Source organism: Streptomyces turgidiscabies Car8, from assembly GCF_000331005.1.
Lineage (GTDB): Bacteria > Actinomycetota > Actinomycetes > Streptomycetales > Streptomycetaceae > Streptomyces > Streptomyces turgidiscabies.
Genome location: NZ_AEJB01000013.1, coordinates 1 through 19,916 on the forward strand (window position 1 = coordinate 1; position 19,916 = coordinate 19,916).

Here is a 19,916-nt window from a genome sequence, read left to right on the forward strand (position 1 = left end):
AGCGTCTTGTCCGAACTGCTCGCCACCACACGTCAGTGACGTCAGCGATCACGTGTTGCGACGACCTCTGGAACTCCCCCAGCGGGCAAGGGGCGTTTCGGTGGGCCTGAACCGCCGTCTCGGGTCAGCGCTGCAGGGTGAGCAGGCCCGGCCGGTACGGCAGGCTCAGGTAGCCGGTGTTCGGCGGTACGTCCTTGAGGAGGCCCTGGTAGAGGAACTGCAGGTTGCAGGGGTCGATGGTCATGGTCTGGTCGGGGTTGGCGCGGATCAGGTCGCCGTGGCTGACGCCCTGGGCCCAGCTGGAACCGCTGTTGGCCTGGCCCGCGAAGGGGCTGCTCTCGCTGCCGGCCTGGACGGTCCACGGACCGTTGAGGCTGGAGGCGGTGAACGAGCGGAAGTAGCGGTTCGAACCCTGCGCCTCGACCATCATGAGGTACTGGTTCTGGCCCTGGACCTTGTAGACCTCCGGCGCCTCGAACAGAAGGTTCGCTGTGTCGCTCATGACCGTCGTGTACGAGGAGCCGAAGCTGCTGGGGAAGTTCCCGATCGGCATGCTCGCCCGGTAGATCTTGCCGTTGTCACCGGCGAAGAACAGGTAGATGTTCTGGTCGTCGGCGATCATGGTCGGGTCGATCGGGCCGCCGCCGTCGCCGGCGGGGAGGCTGCCGGTGAACAGCGGCTGCCGGGCGGACCAGCCGTTGGGGTCGGTGGGGTCGCTGGCCGTGCGGTAGTAGAACGGGTACTGACCCCACTGGTCCACCATCACCCAGATGTTCTTGGGCGCGAAGTAGAACAGTTCGGGCGCCACCGCCACGGGCTCGTTCATCGCGGTCTGGGTGGCCGCCCCCATGTCCGACCAGTTCGTGAAGGGACTGAACGCCGTCGAGCCCCACTTCGTTCCGTCGGAGGTGGTCGCGTAGACCAGGTTCTTGCCGTTGTACTTCACGGTGGCGAAGTCCTTCAGCGCGAGCTGCCCGTTCGCCGGTTGCGCCAGCGGCGCCGACGAGGTCCACCGGTAGGTCGACGGAAGTGCACACGCGTTGCTCGCCCCGGACAGGCCGGTCCACTTCTGGTTGGCGCCGCCGGTGCAGGACCAGAGCCGCACCTCGGTGCCGTTGGCCTTGCCCCAGCCCGAAGCCTCCAGGCACAGTCCGGACCGCACGCCGACGATCGTGCCGTCGGGGTTCACCCGCCACTGCTGGTTCTCAGTGCCGGTACACGTCCAGATCTGCACCGGGGTCCCGGCCGTGGTGCCGCCGCCCCGGGCATCCAGGCACTTGTTGCCGTACACGGTCAGTCGGCTGTTGTCCGTCAACGTCCACTGCTGGTTGGTTCCGCCGTGGCAGTCCCAGATCTGCACGTTCGCGCCGTCGGTCTGGCTGACGCCCGACACGTCGAGACACCGGCCGGAATCAACACCGCGCACGTCGCTGGTGGTGGCCGCCTGAGCCGGGCCGGCGACGAGCAGCGCCGCCAACGCGGCCAGGGCCGCGACCACGGCGGCGAGCACTGCCGACGGACGTCTGTGGGTGAAACTACGTCTGCGCATGAGGACCTCGTCATCCCTGAGCAAGCGGCGTCCGGTCTTCCCCGTCAGAGGCTGTCCGGATGTCGGTGTGGTGCGACCCTCACTGTTCGATATAACGAACAGTTGCCGAAGTTCCGATCGGGAGAATGCTAGACATCCCATGAATGACGTCAATACTTCGCGCAAAATCCGCAGCGAGAAACGTTCGCAGGATGAAACCAGGCAGCTTCAAGTTCCGTGGCTGTACCGGTCTTTGGCGTGAGGGGCAGCCGGCGGTGCGGGGAGCGTCGAGAACTCGCCGAGCATCGTGAGGAGCAACTGGCGGGCGAGACGCATTATTTCGTCCCACGTCGGATCTGCGGCCAAGGTGTCGGCCCAGAAGCCGACGCGGCGAGGGGAATCGATTTCGCCGAGGCGACGGATGATGGCCGATGGCCTGAAGATCGGGCAGATCCCCGGGTTCGAGGACTCCGCGCTCCACGAGTCCTTCGGAGACGCGGCAGAGGAGCTCCGGCTCTTCGACGACGGACTCCGTCTCGAGCTCACGCTCGCCCATCCAGGCAAGCTGATCCTGGATGTCGGCTGCGAGGAGGGACGCGAATCGCAGCGTCAAGGTGCGCGGATGCTCGTCGTTGAGGCGGTTCACGCACGCAGGACCGCACCTCAGGGCCGTCCCGTGATGACCGTGGCTGGAGGCCGCCGCTCGCTCACGTCCTCGTCGGCGGCGGTCATGTGCCCGGCTCCAGCCCCTCCGAGGAGAGCGTCCGCCGGGCCACGGACCCCGAGCCCACCCGGGCAGGCACTCCCCTCGGCGGAGCGGGTCGCCCTCAGGGGCGTTGCATCACCCGGTCCACGACACCGTGGACGGCCAGGTAGGACCACTGCTCGTACGTCGTCCCTCCCTCCCTGCGCTGGTCGCGCATACCGAGGTACTGATACGTCTTCGCGTCGAAGACCAGCACCTGCTTACGGTCCGCCCAGGGTGTGCCGGGCCCGCCGACGTACTGGATGCCGAGGCCCGTGCGTCCGTCCGCGTCCGTCCGGCCCGGCAGCAGCCTGATGCCGGGGACGGTGGCGAGTGCCTCGAACGCCGCGGAGCGCAGTCCCTTCGGCAGAACGGGCTTGCGGAGCAGGCCGGAGAGGCCGAACTGGACCATCGGCCACTCGTCGGCCCTCAGAGGCCGGTCGGGGTCCGGCTTCCTGAGGAGGCCGCGCAGCGCGATCGGCAGCTTGGCAGGGTCGGTGGGCAGTTGCTTCAGCTCCGACCACCTGTTCGGCGGCCAAATGCTCTCCCCCGGCTTGAACGGCGGGACCCAGTCGGCGTCGCCCAGCTCGCTGAGGTACGACTTCTTGGAGCCGTCGACCGAGCTCCAGCTCTCGTCGACGTATGTCCTGGTGCGGCCGCCTCCGGCCGGGGTCTCCTTGATGATCTCCTTGGAGTAGATGAACTGGTCGTCGCGCGGCGCGATCGGCTTTTCGAGCCTGCGTTCCTCGGCCGCCGCCCCTCGCAGCACGGTGGCCGCGCTCACCGGCTGGGTGCGAGGGGAGGATCCCGTGTTCTGGGCGACCACCACGGTCGCGGTGACCGTCCCGGCGGCTACGGCGGCCACCGCGACCCGCAGCAGTGGACGGCGGCTGATGGTCATGGGGGCGGCGGGCTCCCGCATCGCCTGGTGCAGGCGGAAGCGGGCACGGGTACGGGCGGCGTCCGTGAGGGGCGGCGCGTCCGCGTCCCATTCCCTGAGGAGCTTGAGTTCGTTCATCGCCGGAAACCTCCATTGTCTGCTTGCCCGGATTCCTCTTGGAGAGCGGTTGGATCGGATCCGCCCAATGCCTCGCGAACCTTTCTGCGGGCCCGGTGAAGCCGCGACCGGACCGTCCCCACCGGCACGTTCAGGGCCCGCGCGACCTCCTCGTAGCCGAGGTCGGCCCAGGCGACCAGCAGGAGGACGTCCCGATGGCGGGCGGGCAACCGGGCCAGCGCACCGGCGAGTTCACGCCCTACCGCCTGCGCGGTGACCCGCGCCGCCACCTGGTCCGCGACCGTCTCCTCGGCCCGGCCGCCGCCGGTGCTGTCCGGAGGCAGCCGTCCGAGCGCTCTCAGACGCCGGGCCTCGGCACGCCTGTGGCGGCTTATGAGGTTGGTCGCGATGCCGAACAGCCACGGACGGGCGCCGGACTGCCCCGTGTCGTACCGGAAGCGCTGCTGGAACGCGGTGGTGAAGGTCTCCGCCATCACGTCCTCGGCCGCCTCCGCACCGAGCCGGCGCGCCGCGTATCCGTGCACCGAGTCGGCATGGCGGTCGAAGAGCACGGCGAACACCTCGGGCTCGTGCCACGACCGTTCGACCACCGAGGCGTCACTCTCCTGCCCCACTCTGACGTCTGGCTCGACGGTCATCGGGGCTCCTTTCGTCGGTTCGATCGCGCTGAAGTCCTGTGCATTCACCAGTACTTCGCCGTTCGCCGGAATCCGGTTCCCCACGTCGTGACCGCGCGGGCCCGAGCGGCCGCAGGTCCTGTCGAATTCGGTCGCACCGGGATCCCGGCCGCGAGAACATCACGAATTGTGCGCGCTCATCCGCACGCCGCTGGAGCCCGGGGAAAGGGACCTCACAGGCCGAGCCGCACGATCACGCCGGGCTCGTGGGAGCAGACGAGGAGTGCCATGCGGCTGGTGCCGGCCCACTACGCCCTCGAAGAAGGCCGGATACTGGTGGCCGAGAGGTCGGACGGCGGGCCCGTCGCGGCTGCCGTGGTCGCGATGTCCCCTGCCGTGGGGACCAGTTGAGGGCCCTCGGGTTCCGCAGCCCGAACGAGGTCCCCCTCGGACCGGGCGCACGGGCGGTTGACGGCCCGTCACACAGCAGGCGGGGCAGGCCGGTTGAGCGCCTGAGAGGGACTTGTCACCGATCTTCTCGCGGTGGCTCGGTGGCTCGGTGGCGGCATCGCCCGAATCGCCCGAGGGTGTCGCGGGCTTCGTGTCAAGGATTGCCCTGTACCTCTACAGCCCTATGCCGTACGGCGAGTTACGCCGACGCCGGCCGTCTTGGGGCCGCCCGTTCTGCCGGCGGCGGGGGCCGGTGGGGAGGTGGGGCCGGGGTCCAGGGCGTCGCGGACGGCGGTCAGGATGTCCTCGGTGTCGGCGCCGAGGGCGCGGGCGGCAGAGGTGAAGTCCCTTGCCAGGGTGGTGAGTTGGTCGGCATCGTGGGTGTGTGGGCCGGACGGGAGCGCCGCCACCCGGGTCCCCGCGCCCCGGCGGGTGCGGATCAACTCGGCGGCCTCCAGCTCGCGGTAGGCGCGGGCCACGGTGCCGGGGGCCAGGTCGAGGTCGGTGGCGAGCTGGCGCACGGTCGGCAGACGTTCGCCCGCTGCCAGTCGGCCGGTGCGGATCAGCGCGGCCAGTTGGGCGCGGATCTGCTCGTACGGCGGTACCTGGCTGGTGGTGTCGACACGCACAGCGGGGTCACTCATCGTCGAAGTCCCCCTCGCCGACCGCCTCGTCGTCGACCGCCCGGGGTGCCACCACGGTGACCAGCGACCATCCGAAGGTGAACAGGCCGAGAAGGCTCAGCGGGCTGATCACCATGATGGTCGCGGCGCCCAGCGGACCTGTGCAGGTCTCCTCGGTGAGCGCGACGAAGATCATCACCGTGACGAGCAGCATCTGGCTCGACACCAGCAGCCCCCAGGCCCCGGTGATCGCCCAGGCGCGGTCGCGGCGCTGCTGGTCGTCGCCCTGACCGTGAGCGATTCGGCGCAGGGCCCATACGCACACGGGGGTTCCGACCGCGAGGGCGGCGAACATGGGGCCGCTGTAGTAGAGGCCGGGCCAAGGGCCGAGGGAGGTGCGTATCCCTTCGCAGGTGACCGTGATGACACGCCCCGCTCTGTCTGCGGTGCCGAAGTCGGCGGAGGCCGTGACCGCGCCGATCACCAGCAGGGCGACGAGGGACACCGCCTGCAGGACAAGCAACGGCGCCATACGGGGCGGTACTTGGTCCCGGACCAGGCGCGGGGCGAGACTCGCGGTGCGAACCGCTTCCTGGGGACGCAGGGTCAGAGCGTCGCCGAGCAGTACACCGCCCACCGCGCACAGACCGAAGGCGGTGATGGCGAACACGAGGGGCATCGCGATGTCGCTGCTGTCCATCTCGACCAACTGCTGTGCGACCACGATCCCGATCGCCAGACCGGACCACCGGGCGTAGTACTCGGCGTGGTCGAGAAACCGGGCCTGGAGCGGGACGGTGTCGAGCATATGGAGATCCCCCCAGATCATCTTGTATCAAGCGGTGGGTACAAGATGCCCTGGCCGGGATCTTGTGTCAAATGCTCGATACAAGATGACGCGTGGAGAGGCGGCTACCGCCCGTCTGCCATCAGTATCTTGACGCCGGGGATGCCGGCGAGGGCCTCGAACGCCGCCCGGCGTAGTCCCTTCGGCAGAACGGGGGTGCGGAGCAGGCCGGACAGGCCTCGTCCGTTTCTTGTGGTTCGTGAGGTTCTTACGGTTCTTGTGGATCGTCTCGCTTCCCGGAGGGGGGATGGGCTTTCGGTCGGATGTGGTGTGGTGCGGGGTGAGGCCGGAGTGTCGGGTGGGGCGCCAGTGCGTTCAGGGCGCGTCGCCATGGGCGGTTCGGTGCTCGGCTGGGCAGCGCCCAACTACCCATGTCATCAGAGAAGTTGGCCAATACGGGGTCATACGAATCGATACCCGAGTGGCGCGTCTGGCTGCCGGGTCAGAGCCCCTGGTCTGCTGTACGCGGTCAAGTCATGACTCGCATCGGCGGGCAGGCCGGCAGGGGAAGGTACAGACCAGATGAACCCGATGAAACGCCTAGGCGCGGCAATCTCCGTGAGCATCCTGATGCTCGGCGCGCTGCTGGGGATGACGAGCACGTCCGCCGCAGCGCAAGGCAGGGGACTGGCGGAGGTGAACAGCACCGTCGCTTCGGTGATGGGCGCGGACGTCGCGGCCAGGGGCCGTCAGATCAACGCGACGACCATGGACTACAAGGGTTTCACCGCGACCAAGGCTGTGCCCGGCGCACAGCTGACCTGCCGCTACCAGTACCTGTGCATGGAAGTACGGGGCACGGTGTTCAACTACTACACGTGCCAGCTGTGGACTGTTTCCAACTGGTACGGCACCGGGCCCTGGATCAACAACCAGACTCCTGGGACGGTTGCTCGGTTCTACGGGCAGAGCGGCAACCAGCTGTGGACTTCGACCGCGTACAGCTCCGGAACGGCGGACTGGGCTCCGGTGTGGTCGCTGCGTCCTTGCTGACCCGGATCGGCCGGACCCGGATCGCACACACCCGGATCGCACACACCCGGATCGGATAGTCGAACCACGGCACAGGGCTCGCACTCTGGACAGGGTGCGAGCCTTCCGCTCTGCGGAGGCACCCCCAGCACCGAGAGCCCGTGGCCTTGCCTTGCCGTGGCGTTGCGTGGCGTGACCAAGGCGACGACGGGCAGCGGCGCGGCACCGCGCCGGTGCCGCGCCGCGTCTTCAGGTCTGGGCTAGGGATACAACTGGATCACATCGGCTCGGTCGTTGGCGCTCACCTGGGCCTCGGCATACCCGCCAGGCCCACCGAAGATCCACTCCAGTTGGCTGCTGCCGCCCGAGCTGACCCAGTCCTTGGCGACCATCCAGGCCCCTCCGGTCTGGTTGTTGAAGAAGGAGCTGACCTGGTCCCGCCAGCTACCGCCGCTGGGCAGGGCGTAGCCGGCGAGTTCGTAGGAGCCGTAGTTGTAGAAGTCCAGGCGGTAGCCGCCGTAGTTGCCGTGTTGCCACACACAGGCGTAACCGGCCCGGCAGTCGCTCATACCGGCGGCCGCGCGGGTGGACGGCAGGACGGTCATCTCCACGCCCGGCTCCAGCCGCACCCGGTCCTTCGCCACCCGCTCGGCGCCCTCGTTGTGCCGAAGCAGGCCCGCGATCTCCCGCTCCATCCTGGCGTCCGCCGTCCGCGCGGACGAGGTGGTCTGTGTCGGCGCGGCGACCGATGGCGAGGCGAGAGCCGTCGTGAGCACGGATGCGGCTACCAGGCCGAGTGCGAGCGAGGCGCATCGCGCGCTCAACGACTTCCGCGAATGCAGTGGATTCATGCGTTCTCTCCTTTGGACGCGGTCAGCGCAACGAACAAGCCAAGTACGGCTTTGCGCACTATGTCCTCCTGTGCTTTCCGGGATCCGGTGCCGCTTGATGCGGTCACTGGTTCACATGCGCGAGACAGAGGCCTGGTTGGAGAGGAGCTGTGTCGACTCTGTCGACCTGGAACCTACGACGTACTCGGTTGACTGCGTCCTGACACCTGTCAGGTTGTGATGCCGGCGTTCAAGAGGAGGAGAGGAAGAGAGGGAGGGAGGAGCAATGCTCAACTCGTCGCCCTCGTCCGCGCCGGAGCCCGCTTCGCGCAGCGGGATGCGGCTGGTGCGCCCCCAGGGCAGTGGCCAGAGCCGGCGCGTGATGCCCGGGGTGTGTCCGTCGAAGGGCAGCCGGACGGACAGGGTCGACACGGTCAGCGGATAGCGGACGGCGGCTCACTCACCCCGTTGGGAGTCGTCCCGACCGGGAGTGTGACCGGTGAAGGCCCGTTGATCGGCACCGTCGCGGCGACGACCCATGGAGGACGCCCTGCGTCCGGGCTCAGCTCGACAGCAGGGCGATGGCGATGACCACCGCGATCATCAGCACCACGCAGCCGCAGGTGGTCAGCGCGTCGCGCCGGGCGCCCCTGGCTCCCTCCTCGGTGTCCGACCGCCAGAACGGGTCGAGGACCACCTCGCCGGACTCGAGTGCCGCCACCACCCGCTGGACCTCCGCGTAGGAGTACACCGTGTACGTGGTCGCGCCCAGGGTTCCGTAACTCTGCTGCTCCCTGGTCCCCACCCCGTGGGCGGAGGCCACCTTCGGCACATACTTCCGTCTGACCGTCCAGAGAGCGGCGGCCCTGTCGGCCTTCACCCAACTGAGGCCCGGGGGCGGCACTTCCGGCGTGGTCATGCCCACCATGGTGCCGCTGAGGGCGACACGGGACAAGACGTCACCAACCAGCGGATCGCGGCTCTCCCGGACGACTGTCGAGCTCTCGTGGTTTTTCCGGCCCCGGGGAGGGCTACCAAGACCGAGACGGTCACAAGTTCCGCCGGACAGGCCCTAGTCGCGCTGAGCGGCGAACAGTTCCAGGTGTGCGCAGACGGGGCAACGGTAGGCGTCGATCTGCCAGTGAGGGCGCCCCATTCTCTTCGCGTTGCCCAGCGGGCCTCGCTGGAGGGCGCCTTCGATCCACCGCGCGAACCCGCGAGAGCCTTGTCCGGAGTCCTCGACGAAGCCCGGTTCCAGCCCCACGGCACCGCATTGAGTGCACCGTATGTTGTTCATCGGGTACCTCCGAGGAAATCCCCGGCGCTCATGCCGGGGAGGAATCGAACTCCTGCGGAGCAGGCTAAACGGCGGGACAGCGGGCCAGGCACGGGGGGGTTGCCCGCCGGTCGGTCGGCTGGTCAGCCGGTCGACGGGTCGGTAAAGGCACCGGCAAAGAAGCCTCACAGCAAGGCCGCCCGGAGAAAAGAGAGTTCGTTACGGCAGAGCCATGATCACGTCACGCCGGCGATCGACGAGCGAGTCATTCTCCCGTTCAGTCATCAGTTCTTCCCCCACGGACGAAAGACAGGACAATGACGCTTACGACTCCCGAGCGTTCACGTGGAGCACGGATCGCGGCCCGCGTCGGCATGGTGCTGACCGCCGTGGCGCTCGCACTCGGCATCACCGCTGGAACAGCCCTGGCGGCCACGCCGGGTTACAGCGGCGACTTCAGCTGGGCCCAGACGAAGGTGAGGCGGCTGGCGAACTGCGCCTCGACCCACTGGTACAACGGCACTCAGCAGGCCACGGGCTCCACGGGCGACGACTCAACCGGGGGCAAGCTCACCGCCTGCGACGGCGCGGGATCCGACTCGTACTGGGACGGCGTGCATCTCCTCGCCGCCGACCACCTGACCATCAACGGCCGAAAGGTCGCCTACCGCTCGGACCAGGGTTGCCCGTCCAAGCGCGGCTTCCAGTTCATCAAGTGCTGGTACGTCAACGGGAAGAGCAAGGGCAACCCCGTCATCACCGTCTCCATCATCTCGACCGGCATCGGCGGCCAGGACGTGGCCGTGGACTGGTACTACCTGTAGGCCGCCAGGCCGCAAGAATCGGTGGCCCCGGGCACCGCGCCTCGGGCCACCCCCTCACGTTCTTCAGACGGTACGGGCGAGAAACGCGCCCCAGGCTTCGCCGGTGACAGTGAGGTTCGGGCCGCCGGGGTTCTTGGAGTCGCGGACGTGGATGGCGGCGGTGGGGGTGTGGGGGCAGGGGGCGACCTCTACGCAGTTGCCGCCGCCGCTGTCGCTGTACGTCGACTTACGCCAGGCGTAGGCGACTTCGACACAGTCGCCGCCGCCGCTGTCGCTGTAGCTGGACTTGAACCACCGCAGTGCGCTTGCGTCGCTCATGGTTCCTCTCCTGCCAACCGTTCGATGAGGCTGAGTGAGTCGTCGGGACTCAGGGCCTGTGATCGGATCTTCGCATAACGGTGTGCGAGTTGGGCCACCTCGGGCGGATCGCTGACCAGGATGCCTTGGTCCTCGATCTCCATGAAGACGACATGGTCGTGGTCCTCGGTGACGAGGAGTTTCATCGGGCCGCGGTCCCCGGCGTGGGATCCGCGTAGCCCGCGATCCAACGGCAGTACTTGCAGACACACATTGTCCCTCTGCGCGTCCTCGGCGAGCGAGTGCAACTGCCCGCGCATGATGTCCCAGTTGCCGAACGGCCGCCGCAGCACCGTCTCTTCGAGGATCAACTCGATCAACGGGGAAGGGGCTCGGTCGAAGAGTGCCCGGCGGGCGAGCCGAGCTTCGACGAGCTCTTCGCGTTTCTGGTCGGAGACCGCCGGATAGCCGCCCCGGATGAGTGCCTGGGCGTACGCCTCCGTCTGGAAGATCCCGTCGATGACGAAGGTCGCGTACGAGGAGACGGTGACCGCGCCCCGCTCCAGCCCCGCAACTCCCCTGAACCGAGCCGGATACTTCTCCAGCAGCATCCACCTCCGCGCCTTCTCGAAGACGCCCAGCCCGCCCCCCCCCCAACACCTCCTCCAGCTTGACGAGCATCTTGTCGCTCGCGGGCTGCGCGCACGTCTCCATCGCGCTGATCGCCGATGCCGTGTAGCCGATCAGCTTGCCCAACTCCTCCTGCGTAAGCCCCATTTGCTCGCGCAGGGCCTTCGCCAGGGCGGCGACCATGTGTGCCGTGCCGCCTGCTTCCGCCTTGTTGTCCGAACTCGCCATCCGGTCACTCCCGAACTCAACCGAACTCAACTGGTCACCACCGACCCACGCCGAATTCCGACAGTTATCCAACATCGACGCAGAGTTATGGAAAAGCTAGACCCGTCTGCGGAAACTGTCCCCATGAATACGGAAAGTGACGAGGTAAACCTCGACGAGCCCCCACCCGCCCCTGAGGTCTCTGCTGCTGCCGAGATCCCGGACTGGGTCCCCTCCACCGGCATCCAACTCCGCAAGGCAGGCGTCCAGTTCGACGCGGTGCGGGTGGACGGTGACGAGGGCAGAGCGGCGGCGGACCGGCTGGCCCGGATGACCGGCGGGGCGCCCGGGCCGGTCGTGGAAGAGGCGAACGGGAATCGTGCCGTCTACTTCCTCGTGCCCGTCGGGGCGACCTCGCATCGAGTCTGGCCGCCCGGCGTCACCCGTCTCGCTTCCGGTCCGGGCCGAATCGCCTTCATTCCCGTACCGGCGCTCAATGGCCGGACCTGGCCGCTGACTTGGCGTTATCGGCCGACAGGGCGAGATCACTTCGTACACGCGTTGCTTTTGAAGGCGGCACTTCACCCCGAAGAGTGAAGAACGCGAACTTCCGCCCGGGAAAAGCCCGTTCAGCTTGCTTTCGTCGCTCTGCGTGCCCTTAGAGTCACGGCAACAGAAATACCCCCGCGGTGCGCCAACACCCGGGGGCTCGGCACTGGAGCGCCAGCTTCAGGCACTAAAAAACTGGAGCTCCCGGTGCGCATTCATCGTACGACGCCCACGCGTGCCTTCTCAGTCTTCTCGAACGCCCTTCTCCGCGACCGGAGTCTTTCCTGGTGCGCGGTAGGCGTACTGACGTACCTCCTCAGCCTGCCGAACGGCGCCCGCGCCACCATCCGAACCCTTGCCGAGCAGCGCAAGGAAGGGCGGGCCCGGATCGCCGCCGCCCTGCATGAGCTGGAGAAATCCCGGTATCTGCGGCGCGTGGTGCGCAAGGACGAGGAGTCCGGGCAATTCTCCACCGTGTACGAGGTATTCGACACTCCGTACGAGGACGAGCCGCCTGCGGGTGAATCCGAAGAAGTTCGGAATCGGGCCTCCGGTGAGTCGCGATCCGGGGCTTCGGGCGGTCTCCCTTCGGTAGAAAAGACCAGGGAAGAAGAACCTCCCTCCCCGTCGTCGGCCGAGGCCGCGCCCGAGGCGCCGCCGGGTGAGCCCGAGGCTCCGCTTGGCGAACGCACCGCGCTCGCCGCGCGGTTGCTCGGCTCGCTCGGGCGTACCGAGTCGCGGCTCGTCCTCGGTGCCGCCGACGCGTTGCGGCTCGCGCCGCTCGTCGAGGAGTGGTGGGCGGCGGGGGCGAGCAGTACGGAGGTGCGTGCCGCGCTGACGCAGGGGTTGCCCTCGCCGCTGTACTCGCCCCGAGCCCTCGTCGAGGACCGGCTGCGCCGCAAGTGCCCGGCTGCTGCCGCTGCCGCCCCTGTTGTTGCTGCTGGCGTCGAGTCGGTCGAGTCGGCCGGGTCGGTCACGGCTGGGGTGCCAACAGCCCGGCCCGTCACGACGGTTGAGATCCGCAAGCCAGGTGCCTCCGGCGGATATCGCGAGGCCGCACGACGTGGTGGCGCGTTGGCCCGCGCCCTGATGCAGGGGCGGCCCGCGCCCGCGTAGGCCCACAGACTCCTGGCGTGCGTTCGTGTGCCAGGCCCTTCGCAAGAAACGGAGTATCCATGACCGTCACACTCGAACGCCCAGAGACGGTATACCGTCGGTATACTTTGCTCATGGCTGACACCACGATCAAGGTCGACCCCGCCGTCCGGGACCGTCTTCAGGAGCTGGCGCGGGAGCGCGGGATCAGCATGCGGGACCTCGTGGCGGGGCTGGCAGGAGCCACTCCCACCAAGGAGGAGCTGCGCAAGCGGTACGAGGAGACCAGGGCGTACGTAGAGGAGCACTTCCTCGGCAGGCCCTACACTGAGGAGGACGAGAAGGCCGGCGAGAAGCTGTGGGCCGACCTCGAATCCGGGCGCATCGGGGAGGTCCAGTGAGCGAGGAGAAGTCCTACCCGCTGCCGCGTGCCGTCATCTTCGACGACACCGCCGCGCTCGCGCTCGGCGCGGGCAACAGCATGGCCTCCCGGCTGGTCGTCGAGGCCGAGAAGGACCCGGCGCTGAAGGTCTACGTCCCGGCACTCAGCCTGGCCGCCGCCGAGTTCGAACGGGCGGGGGTCGCCGAGCACGTGGGCGCGCTGCCGTCAGTCACCATCGAAGGGCTCGACTTCGCGGCGGCGACCGCCGTGGGCAAGCGCATGCGCGTCGCGGGCGGTGCCGACGCCGAAGGCGACAAGGGGGAGGCGGACTGGAGTGGTGCGCATGTGCTGCACCTCGCCCTGCCCACCGTGGAATGGCCTCGCGGTCGGCCCGTCCTGACCCGGGTGCCCACCCGGTACCGGGGCACGGGAATCCGTACCATCCGCGTCGTCGAGTAGAACTCACGCCTGGGGCCCGCGCCCCGAACGGGACGCGGGCCCTGGGTCGTTGACGGGGAGTGGGCGTCAGCCCACGTTCACCGAGTACGACGACGTGCTCAACTTGCCCTTGCCGCTGAAGACTTCGGTGCCTGCCTCAACGCTTGTCAGGTAGTTGGTGTTGGCCATCAGCTTGCGCTTGACCAGTTCGTTCGTCAGGCCCGTCAGGTCGGTCGTCGCCGAGTTCGTGTTGGCCGTACGGACGAACGAGAAGACGTTCCAGCTGACGGAACCGTTGACGATCTTGCCGACGTAGAGGTCCCACTTCGTACCGCCGACGGTCAGCGTCTCGCGCTTCGTGCCGAGCGGGCCCGCGCCGTTCTGGCGGTTGAGCCAGACCATCATTTCGTCGTGCGGCTGGTCCTGCCAGTCCGGGTTGGACTTCTGGTGGAACCAGAGGTCGTACGAGACGTTCATGACCGTCGGCGTCGTCTGGGTGATGTTGAAGTTCCACGAAGACGTCACCTTGCGGCCGCTGTTGAGCCGGACCGGGAGCTTGGTCGTCGTGTCCTTCCAGCCCCAGTGCCAGCCCAGGACGATGCTCGCGTACGCCTTCACGCCGTGCGGGTCGCCGCCCTTCCAGTCGAACGACGTCTCCCAGTTGGCCTTGCCGCTCTTGTACGAGTTGAGCCAGGTGCACTCCTGGCCCGTCGCGCCCTTGGCGCCCCACACGTTGTTGTTGAGGTAGTACGGCGAAATCTTCACCGTGTTGAAGGCGGTGCAGATGCCGTCCGCTCCCCTCGAAGGGGCCTCGGCGGAGGCGTTCGGGGCGAGCAGCAGCGGTGCCGTCACGGCGGCGCTCGCAAGGCCGACGAGCAGCGGCAGGCTGCGTAGGCGCTTGATGGTGATCACGAAGTCTCTCCCTTGCCTGATACCTGATGCCTGGCACCTGATGCCTGGTACCTGTTGGCTGTTGACTGGCCTGCTCGGCGGGCTACTTGTACGTGACGTCGGACGCGCGGTAGACGCAGTTCCTGCCGTCCGGGCCCGAGCCCGTCTTCGCGGGCTCTCCGGAGGTCGTCCCGCGGAACTTCTGGCAGATCACGATCTTGCGCGCCGCGTCGCCGAGGACGGTGATGCGGGTCAGCTTGGCCGTGTCGCCGTAGGGGGTCGCGTTGATGCCGACCACGTCCAGACCGGGTGCCTTCACCGAGACGTTGTCGACGACGACATGACGCTGGTACTGGGTCTTGCAGACGCCGCAGGAGCGGTACAGCTTGCCGAAGTTCTCCACCTGGAAGTTCTTGATGACGAACGTGCCGGGGCCGTTGTGCTGGAACACCTTGTCGGCCGCCTTGCGCGCACCGCCGCCGTCGATCGTCATCGTCTGGTTGGCGCGCGTGCCCTTGAAGGTGGCGGCGTCCTCGCCGACGTCCTCCCACCAGACGTTCTTCAGCGTGCAGGTGCCCCGGCAGTGGATGCCGTCGGCGGCCGGGGCTCCGATGATCACGTTGGAGACCGTGGCTCCGTCGGCGAGTTCGAGGATCGGTGCCTGGCCCTCGACCTGGTCGCCGCCGCCGAGGGCGCCACTGCCGACGAAGCGGGTGAAGTCGTAGTCCTTGGTGCCGGCCGGGACCTTGATGGTGGCGGTCACCTTCTGGGTGCGCTTCGCCGTCGGCCAGCTCGCGGCGGCGGCGGCGGGGGAGGGGCCCGCGGTGAGCGTCAGGGCCACCGCCAGAGTGAGGCCGGCGCCGAGGAACGTACGGATGCGGTTCGCGTTCATGACGTCGTCACCGGACCCACCGCGAAAGCGGTCAGGGGCACCGGGGTGCCTATGTGTTGATTCATGGACGCATCGTGTTCGGATGATCACTTAGCGCGCATTCCGAGTGGGCCGAATGTGTGTAAGGCCAAGCGTGCGTGTCGGGCATATCCTGATTTGGTACTGGCGTGTACCCGCGCGCGTCGACCGGAAGTCGGAAGCAGAAGTCAGAAGGTGAGTGCCATGCGCGTTCTGTTCAAGGCGCAGTTCGACACGGACAAGGGCAACGAGGGCATACACAGCGGCGAGATGCCGAAGATGCTGAAGGAGACCCTGGACCACCTCAAGCCGGAGGCGGCGTACTTCGGCCCCGAGGACGGGTGCCGGACCTGCTGGCTGTTCATCGACCTGGAGGACTCGTCCCAGATCCCGGTCATCGCGGAGCCGTTCTTCAGCCAGCTGGGCGCCAGGGTCTCGTTCACCCCCGTCATGAACACCGACGACCTGCAGAAGGGTCTGTCGCAGATTCGTTGAGCGGGTCGCAGGTCGCAAGCCCGCTCAGCTGAAGACGATCATCGACCCCTGGGCCAGGCTCCGAGTCGCCGCCGCGTTCAGGCCCAGCCACACATGCCGTTCCCGGGCGAACGGGCTCGAGTCGAACGGGGGAGGTGCCGCCGGTTCCTCCAGTGACGTGGGCGTCAGCGGCGGGGCCGGGGCCACCGGGGGGTTCGCCGGGTCGATGCCGATCGAGGGCGCCACGAACTCCAGCTCCCTCAGCAGACTCTGGGACGAGCCCAACGGGCCGCCTCCGGCGAGGAGTTCATCGCTGGAGAGCGGATGCGGGAAGTCCACCGGGACGTACGCGCCCGCGTGGTCGTAGTGCCAGACCAGGTGCGACTGCTGGGCGGTCGCCTCGAACATCTCCAGCAACTGCTCGTAGTCACCGCCCAGTTCGCCCACCGGCGTCACCGGCAGCCCGCACACCTGGAGGAGGTAGGCGCGGCGCAGGAAGTGCAGCGCGTCGTAGTCGAAGCCCGCGATCGGGGCCACGTCGCCGGACAGGCCCGGCATGTACGCGTACACCGGCACCGGGGGCAGTCCTGCCTCGCCCAGCACCTTGTCGTAGAGGGCGAGTTCCTCGGCGAAGGGATTGTCGGGGGTGTGACACAGCACGTCGACGAGTGGGACCAGCCACAGGTCACAGGCCAAAGGAGAACTCCTCGCATCGTCGCAGGCGGTGGTCAGGCACCGCGGGCAGAGCAGTCAGGGAAGCGTAATGGGTCACCGGCGGGTAGGACCCCCGTACGACGGGCCAGATACCAGCAGGAACAGGTCAGGTAGGGCGGACGGGGGCGGGACAGGGCCGGGCAGGGTGGGGGCGGTCGGACAGGTCGGACCGGTCGGAGACAGGACGTCGGACGGGAACGACAGGACTCACGACCCGTCGTGCAGGTCCCATACCCACACCCCGCCCGTCCACTTACCCTGCTTGCCCGTCAACTGCTCCAGCGTCTCCCGCAGCAGCCCGTCGTTGGTCTGCGGGACCAGTACCAGCACGCCCGCCTTCCAGAACGCGAAGTCCTTCTTGGCCTGCGCGCGCCAGTTGGGGCCGATCGTCGGCGCGACGCCCGTGTAGCGCACGTCCCGCAGCATGTTGGAGGTGAAGCGGGGCGCGGCGCCGTAGATGCCGACGCGCTCGTCGCCGTAGGGCCCGTTGAAGTACCCGCCCGGCAGCTTGAAGCCGAGGTCGGCCACCGTCTGCCAGTGCAGCGCCTCGGCGTTGCCGGGATCGGGCAGCGGGACCGGCACGAGTGACTCGCCCTTGCCGACGTACGCCTTCCACGTGCCGTCCGCGATGAAGGCGGGCACGTCCGTGCGTTCCACCGTCTTCAGCGGGGCCGGGACGATCGGCAGCACGGCGAGGAGGACGGCCAGCGTGCCGAAGTACTGGGCGGGCAGTCGGCGCGTGGCCGCCAGCCGCTCCACCGCGAGGGCCACGAGCATGCCCAGCGCGGGCGCGCAGATCATCGCGACCCGGCCCTCGATCACCGACTCGAACAGCGGCTTCTTCGCGAGCAGCGCCCACGGCCCCGGCAGCACGACGTCGGTCAGCGGGATCCGGAACTCCGGGCCCAGCGACAGGAAGGCGGCGGCGACCGCCGTGAAGGCGAGCGCCTTCACCGCCGTGCGCTCCCACATCCGTACGACGATCGCGAAGGCCAGCAGGACCAGCGGCCAGCCGTAGAACGCGTTCTGCTCGGTGGGGTTGAGGGAGAGGGCGTTCGCCCTGTCCGCGTCGCCCGCCATGAGGGAACGCTCGGCGAAGGAGAGCAGCGCGAGCGGGCTGTTGCCGGCGTTGTCGCCGTGCAGGACGCTCTTGTAGCTCTGCGGCCCGGCGAACTGCCAGTAGAGGGGGAAGGCGACGATCGGCAGGCACACCGCGGCGCCGATCAGCAGGCCGCGCAGCAGCGGACGCCAGGCGGCCTTCGCCAGGTCCCGGCGCAGGACCGCGTAGGCGAGCGCGAACAGCACCATCCCCATCGCCGCCAGGAGCAGCGGTTCCTCGCCGAGGAAGATCTGGTACGCCGCCATCAGGCCCAGGATCACGCCGTTACGGGTGACCCGCTCGCCCTCGCACAGGCGCAGGGCGCGGTCGATGATCAGCGGCATCATGAAGAGGATGACGAAGTTCGGGTGCGCGTTGGCGTGGCTGACCATCGGGGGCGCGAAGGTCGCCAGGGCCGCGCCGGCGAAGGCCGCTCCCCGTTGCCGTACGACCCTCTTCCTGATCAGCCAGTACCAGGCCGTCGCCGTCGCGGCGAGGCCCAGCGTCATCACCAGGGCGAGGGAGACCGCCGGGCCGGCGAGGAGCGTGACCGGGGTGAAGGGGACGGAGAGGCCGAGCATGACCGTGTTGGCCATGAGGTTCACGCCGTCGGGGAAGCCCTGGAGGTCGGTGAAGAGGGGGTTGCCGAGATGCCTGACGTTGTCGGCGGTGACCGCGAAGAACCACTCCCACTGGTTCTGGTCCTGGAGGGAGTCGGGGAGGTAGCGGTGGGCCGGGTCGAGCCAGCGGCCCGCGTACAGGGCGACCGCCATGAGGAGGAAGAGGGTGACCGCGAGGAGGTCGGCCGGGCGCAGCGCGCGCGCCTTGAGGGCCGTCAGTTCGGCGAGGACGCGGGCGTAGTCCAGCGGGCGTACCTTCGAGCCGGACTGGTGGGCCCAGCGGACCGGTATCTCCGCGACCGGCCAGTCCGCGCGGCGGAAGTGCTGGAGGACCTCGACGTCGATGCCCCAGCCGTTGAGCCGGGACGCGGCGAACGCCGTACGGGCACGGTCGCCGTCGAACAGCTTGAAGCCGCACTGGGTGTCCCGTATGCCGGGGACGGCGACCCTGCGTATCAGGAGGTTGCCGGCCCTGCCGAGGAGTTCCCGCACCCGGTGCTGGTGGTGCTCGATCGTCGCGCCGGGGACGGAACGGGAGCCGATGGCAGCCGCGTGCCCCTCGGTGAGCGCCTCGTCCAGGACCGCCAGCTCCTCTATCGGAGCCGCCAGATCGGCGTCGGTCACCAGGACGCGGGCGCCGCGCGAGGCGGCGACACCGAGGCGCAGGGCGTGGCCCTTGCCCCGGTTGCGGGGACTGGTGACGAGCTGGACGCGCGGGTCGGTGAGGGCGCTGACGAGGTCGCGGGTGCCGTCGGTGGAACCGTCGTCGACGACCACCACCTCCCAGGAGCCCCAGCGGGCCTCGTTCTCCTGGAGGTGCCCGGTGATCGCGTCGAGGGTGGGGCCGAGCCGGGCTTCCTCGTTGTACGCGGGGACGACGACGGTCAGGTCGAGGGTGCCGGTGGTACGGGGCGGAGCACTCATCAGAGGGTGCCCCCGTTGCCGGCGGGCGCGGTGACGCCGTCGTCCTTCATGTTCTTCATGTCCTCGTCCTCGCCTCCGTCGGAGGGGAGGACGGCGAAATCGGGCCGGTCGTTGGCCAGGCCTTCGATGAGGGCGAGGGAGTGCAGGTCGTACGCGTCGACCACCCGGTGCGCCTCGGCGAGTTCGCGGCGGGTCAGCGCGTCGACGACGTCGGTGTAGTCGGACCACAGGTGACCGCGCAGACCGCTCAGCCGGCGCAGGTGCTGCACGGCGCACACCCAGGTCTGGACGCGCATCCGGTGCAGGAAGTCGGTGAGGTACGGGTTGCCGAACAGGGCGCCGAGCTCGCGCCAGAAACGCAGGTCGTAGCCGATGAGGATGTTCAGCTCACCGGCTGCGGCGGCGCGCCGCGCCTCCTCGCCCCGGCGGCGGACACCCGCGAGCGCGGCGGCGGCACGGGGGTCGCCGACGCGGACGAAGAAGCCGCGCGGACCCGGGCTGTCACTGGCGAAGCCCCCCACCCGAGCGCCTGGGGCACCGCCTGCGGCGCCGGTCGCCAGACCCTTCGCCAGGCCGTGGAACATACCGTCGGTGACCAGGCCGCGGGCCTCGATCATGCCCCGGAAGTCGGCGAGCGAGTACTCGTGCACGCGGAAGCCGCGGTGCTGGTCCGCCTCCAGCAGGCCCTGGGCCGACAGATCGACCAGGGCCTCGCGGACGGGCGTCGCGGAGACGCCGTACTGCTCGGCGATCTCCTTGACCGTGAACTCCTGACCCGGCTGGAGACGGCCGGCCAGCACCTCGTCGCGGAGCGCGTCCGCGATCTGCTGCCGCAGGGTGCTGCGGGTCACGGCACCGTTGCCGCTGCTGGCGGGCATGGTCGGGGCCCTCCCCCTTCACGCGTGTGGATGACTACTCGCATATGTCTACGAGCACGTCACCTTACGCGTTCGGTT

22 protein-coding genes and 1 pseudogene are annotated in these 19,916 nt (G+C 68.6%); 8 read left to right on the forward strand and 15 right to left on the reverse strand.

The window, feature by feature from the left end:
• Window positions 1–124 precede the first annotated feature (124 nt).
• The 3 genes from STRTUCAR8_RS00645 to STRTUCAR8_RS00655 all read right to left on the reverse strand — a co-directional run bounded on the left by STRTUCAR8_RS00645 (window position 125) and on the right by STRTUCAR8_RS00655 (window position 3,929).
• Window positions 125–1,549, reverse strand: coding sequence for a non-reducing end alpha-L-arabinofuranosidase family hydrolase (locus STRTUCAR8_RS00645; RefSeq protein ID WP_006373425.1), 1,425 nt, complete (start codon window positions 1,547–1,549; stop codon window positions 125–127).
• 806 nt (window positions 1,550–2,355) lie between these two features.
• Window positions 2,356–3,291: a CU044_5270 family protein gene (locus STRTUCAR8_RS00650; protein ID WP_006373467.1), complete on the reverse strand. Its 936-nt coding sequence runs from the start codon at window positions 3,289–3,291 to the stop codon at window positions 2,356–2,358.
• The gene (locus STRTUCAR8_RS00655; protein WP_006373458.1) at window positions 3,288–3,929 is read right to left on the reverse strand and encodes an RNA polymerase sigma factor; all 642 of its coding nucleotides are present in this window, start codon (window positions 3,927–3,929) and stop codon (window positions 3,288–3,290) included. The genes STRTUCAR8_RS00650 and STRTUCAR8_RS00655 overlap by 4 nt, the downstream gene beginning before the upstream one ends.
• Before the next feature lie 267 nt (window positions 3,930–4,196).
• Between STRTUCAR8_RS00655 and STRTUCAR8_RS55035 the strand changes: the two genes are divergently transcribed.
• Window positions 4,197–4,319 carry a hypothetical protein gene (locus STRTUCAR8_RS55035; RefSeq protein ID WP_006373433.1) on the forward strand — a complete coding sequence of 41 codons (123 nt, stop codon included), beginning with the start codon at window positions 4,197–4,199 and terminating at the stop codon, window positions 4,317–4,319.
• 221 nt (window positions 4,320–4,540) lie between these two features.
• On the opposite strand, the gene STRTUCAR8_RS00660 is transcribed toward STRTUCAR8_RS55035, so the two are convergent.
• Window positions 4,541–5,002: a GntR family transcriptional regulator gene (locus STRTUCAR8_RS00660; RefSeq protein ID WP_044471404.1), complete on the reverse strand. Its 462-nt coding sequence runs from the start codon at window positions 5,000–5,002 to the stop codon at window positions 4,541–4,543.
• Window positions 4,995–5,789 (reverse strand): hypothetical protein, encoded by a 795-nt coding sequence (locus STRTUCAR8_RS00665; protein ID WP_006373459.1) that lies wholly within the window; start codon window positions 5,787–5,789, stop codon window positions 4,995–4,997. The genes STRTUCAR8_RS00660 and STRTUCAR8_RS00665 overlap by 8 nt, the downstream gene beginning before the upstream one ends.
• Window positions 5,790–6,350: 561 nt before the next feature.
• Between STRTUCAR8_RS00665 and STRTUCAR8_RS48105 the strand changes: the two genes are divergently transcribed.
• Window positions 6,351–6,821, forward strand: coding sequence for a hypothetical protein (locus tag STRTUCAR8_RS48105; protein ID WP_006373437.1), 471 nt, complete (start codon window positions 6,351–6,353; stop codon window positions 6,819–6,821).
• A 239-nt stretch (window positions 6,822–7,060) separates the two neighbouring features.
• Here STRTUCAR8_RS48105 and STRTUCAR8_RS00675 read toward each other — a convergent pair whose 3' ends face one another.
• The 3 genes from STRTUCAR8_RS00675 to STRTUCAR8_RS53775 all read right to left on the reverse strand — a co-directional run bounded on the left by STRTUCAR8_RS00675 (window position 7,061) and on the right by STRTUCAR8_RS53775 (window position 8,927).
• Window positions 7,061–7,651 carry a peptidase inhibitor family I36 protein gene (locus STRTUCAR8_RS00675; protein WP_006373460.1) on the reverse strand — a complete coding sequence of 197 codons (591 nt, stop codon included), beginning with the start codon at window positions 7,649–7,651 and terminating at the stop codon, window positions 7,061–7,063.
• A 541-nt stretch (window positions 7,652–8,192) separates the two neighbouring features.
• Window positions 8,193–8,549 (reverse strand): hypothetical protein, encoded by a 357-nt coding sequence (locus STRTUCAR8_RS48110; protein ID WP_143666444.1) that lies wholly within the window; start codon window positions 8,547–8,549, stop codon window positions 8,193–8,195.
• A gap of 153 nt (window positions 8,550–8,702) precedes the next feature.
• Window positions 8,703–8,927 carry a hypothetical protein gene (locus tag STRTUCAR8_RS53775; RefSeq protein ID WP_044471406.1) on the reverse strand — a complete coding sequence of 75 codons (225 nt, stop codon included), beginning with the start codon at window positions 8,925–8,927 and terminating at the stop codon, window positions 8,703–8,705.
• Between the two features lie 296 nt (window positions 8,928–9,223).
• On the opposite strand from STRTUCAR8_RS53775, the gene STRTUCAR8_RS00690 reads away from it, so the two are divergent.
• Complete coding sequence (locus tag STRTUCAR8_RS00690; RefSeq protein WP_006373430.1) at window positions 9,224–9,730, forward strand: hypothetical protein; 507 nt, start codon at window positions 9,224–9,226, stop codon at window positions 9,728–9,730.
• Window positions 9,731–9,793: 63 nt separating this feature from the next.
• On the opposite strand, the gene STRTUCAR8_RS00695 is transcribed toward STRTUCAR8_RS00690, so the two are convergent.
• A complete protein-coding gene (locus STRTUCAR8_RS00695; RefSeq protein WP_006373450.1) occupies window positions 9,794–10,048 on the reverse strand; it encodes a DUF397 domain-containing protein in 255 nt (84 codons plus the stop codon).
• A pseudogene (locus STRTUCAR8_RS00700) lies at window positions 10,045–10,885 on the reverse strand (helix-turn-helix domain-containing protein). Before STRTUCAR8_RS00700 ends, STRTUCAR8_RS00695 begins: the two are co-directional and overlap by 4 nt.
• A gap of 123 nt (window positions 10,886–11,008) precedes the next feature.
• Between STRTUCAR8_RS00700 and STRTUCAR8_RS00705 the strand changes: the two are divergent.
• From STRTUCAR8_RS00705 to STRTUCAR8_RS00720, 4 genes are all read left to right on the forward strand, one after another.
• On the forward strand, window positions 11,009–11,461 hold the full coding sequence (locus tag STRTUCAR8_RS00705; RefSeq protein ID WP_006373447.1) for a hypothetical protein: 453 nt from the start codon (window positions 11,009–11,011) through the stop codon (window positions 11,459–11,461).
• Window positions 11,462–11,620: 159 nt separating this feature from the next.
• The gene (locus STRTUCAR8_RS00710) at window positions 11,621–12,529 is read left to right on the forward strand and encodes a hypothetical protein (protein ID WP_006373420.1); all 909 of its coding nucleotides are present in this window, start codon (window positions 11,621–11,623) and stop codon (window positions 12,527–12,529) included.
• Window positions 12,530–12,642: 113 nt separating this feature from the next.
• A complete protein-coding gene (locus STRTUCAR8_RS00715; RefSeq protein ID WP_234372480.1) occupies window positions 12,643–12,909 on the forward strand; it encodes a cupin domain-containing protein in 267 nt (88 codons plus the stop codon).
• Complete coding sequence (locus tag STRTUCAR8_RS00720) at window positions 12,906–13,349, forward strand: PIN domain-containing protein (protein WP_006373448.1); 444 nt, start codon at window positions 12,906–12,908, stop codon at window positions 13,347–13,349. Before STRTUCAR8_RS00715 ends, STRTUCAR8_RS00720 begins: the two co-directional genes overlap by 4 nt.
• A 66-nt stretch (window positions 13,350–13,415) precedes the next feature.
• Here the strand turns inward: STRTUCAR8_RS00720 and STRTUCAR8_RS00725 are convergent, their stop codons facing one another.
• Both STRTUCAR8_RS00725 and STRTUCAR8_RS00730 read right to left on the reverse strand, forming a co-directional pair.
• Window positions 13,416–14,240 carry a GH12 family glycosyl hydrolase domain-containing protein gene (locus STRTUCAR8_RS00725; protein WP_006373421.1) on the reverse strand — a complete coding sequence of 275 codons (825 nt, stop codon included), beginning with the start codon at window positions 14,238–14,240 and terminating at the stop codon, window positions 13,416–13,418.
• Window positions 14,241–14,322: 82 nt separating this feature from the next.
• Window positions 14,323–15,111 (reverse strand): pectate lyase, encoded by a 789-nt coding sequence (locus tag STRTUCAR8_RS00730; protein ID WP_052350842.1) that lies wholly within the window; start codon window positions 15,109–15,111, stop codon window positions 14,323–14,325.
• 222 nt (window positions 15,112–15,333) lie between these two features.
• Here STRTUCAR8_RS00730 and STRTUCAR8_RS00735 point away from each other — a divergent pair, with 222 nt between their 5' ends.
• Window positions 15,334–15,624 (forward strand): hypothetical protein, encoded by a 291-nt coding sequence (locus STRTUCAR8_RS00735; protein WP_006373438.1) that lies wholly within the window; start codon window positions 15,334–15,336, stop codon window positions 15,622–15,624.
• Between the two features lie 24 nt (window positions 15,625–15,648).
• Here the strand turns inward: STRTUCAR8_RS00735 and STRTUCAR8_RS00740 are convergent, their stop codons facing one another.
• From STRTUCAR8_RS00740 to STRTUCAR8_RS00750, 3 genes are all read right to left on the reverse strand, one after another.
• Window positions 15,649–16,299, reverse strand: coding sequence for a hypothetical protein (locus tag STRTUCAR8_RS00740; protein WP_006373454.1), 651 nt, complete (start codon window positions 16,297–16,299; stop codon window positions 15,649–15,651).
• A 225-nt stretch (window positions 16,300–16,524) separates the two neighbouring features.
• Window positions 16,525–18,960 carry a dolichyl-phosphate beta-glucosyltransferase gene (locus STRTUCAR8_RS00745; protein WP_006373464.1) on the reverse strand — a complete coding sequence of 812 codons (2,436 nt, stop codon included), beginning with the start codon at window positions 18,958–18,960 and terminating at the stop codon, window positions 16,525–16,527.
• Window positions 18,960–19,838 carry a GntR family transcriptional regulator gene (locus STRTUCAR8_RS00750; protein WP_006373468.1) on the reverse strand — a complete coding sequence of 293 codons (879 nt, stop codon included), beginning with the start codon at window positions 19,836–19,838 and terminating at the stop codon, window positions 18,960–18,962. The genes STRTUCAR8_RS00745 and STRTUCAR8_RS00750 overlap by 1 nt, the downstream gene beginning before the upstream one ends.
• Window positions 19,839–19,916 lie beyond the last annotated feature (78 nt).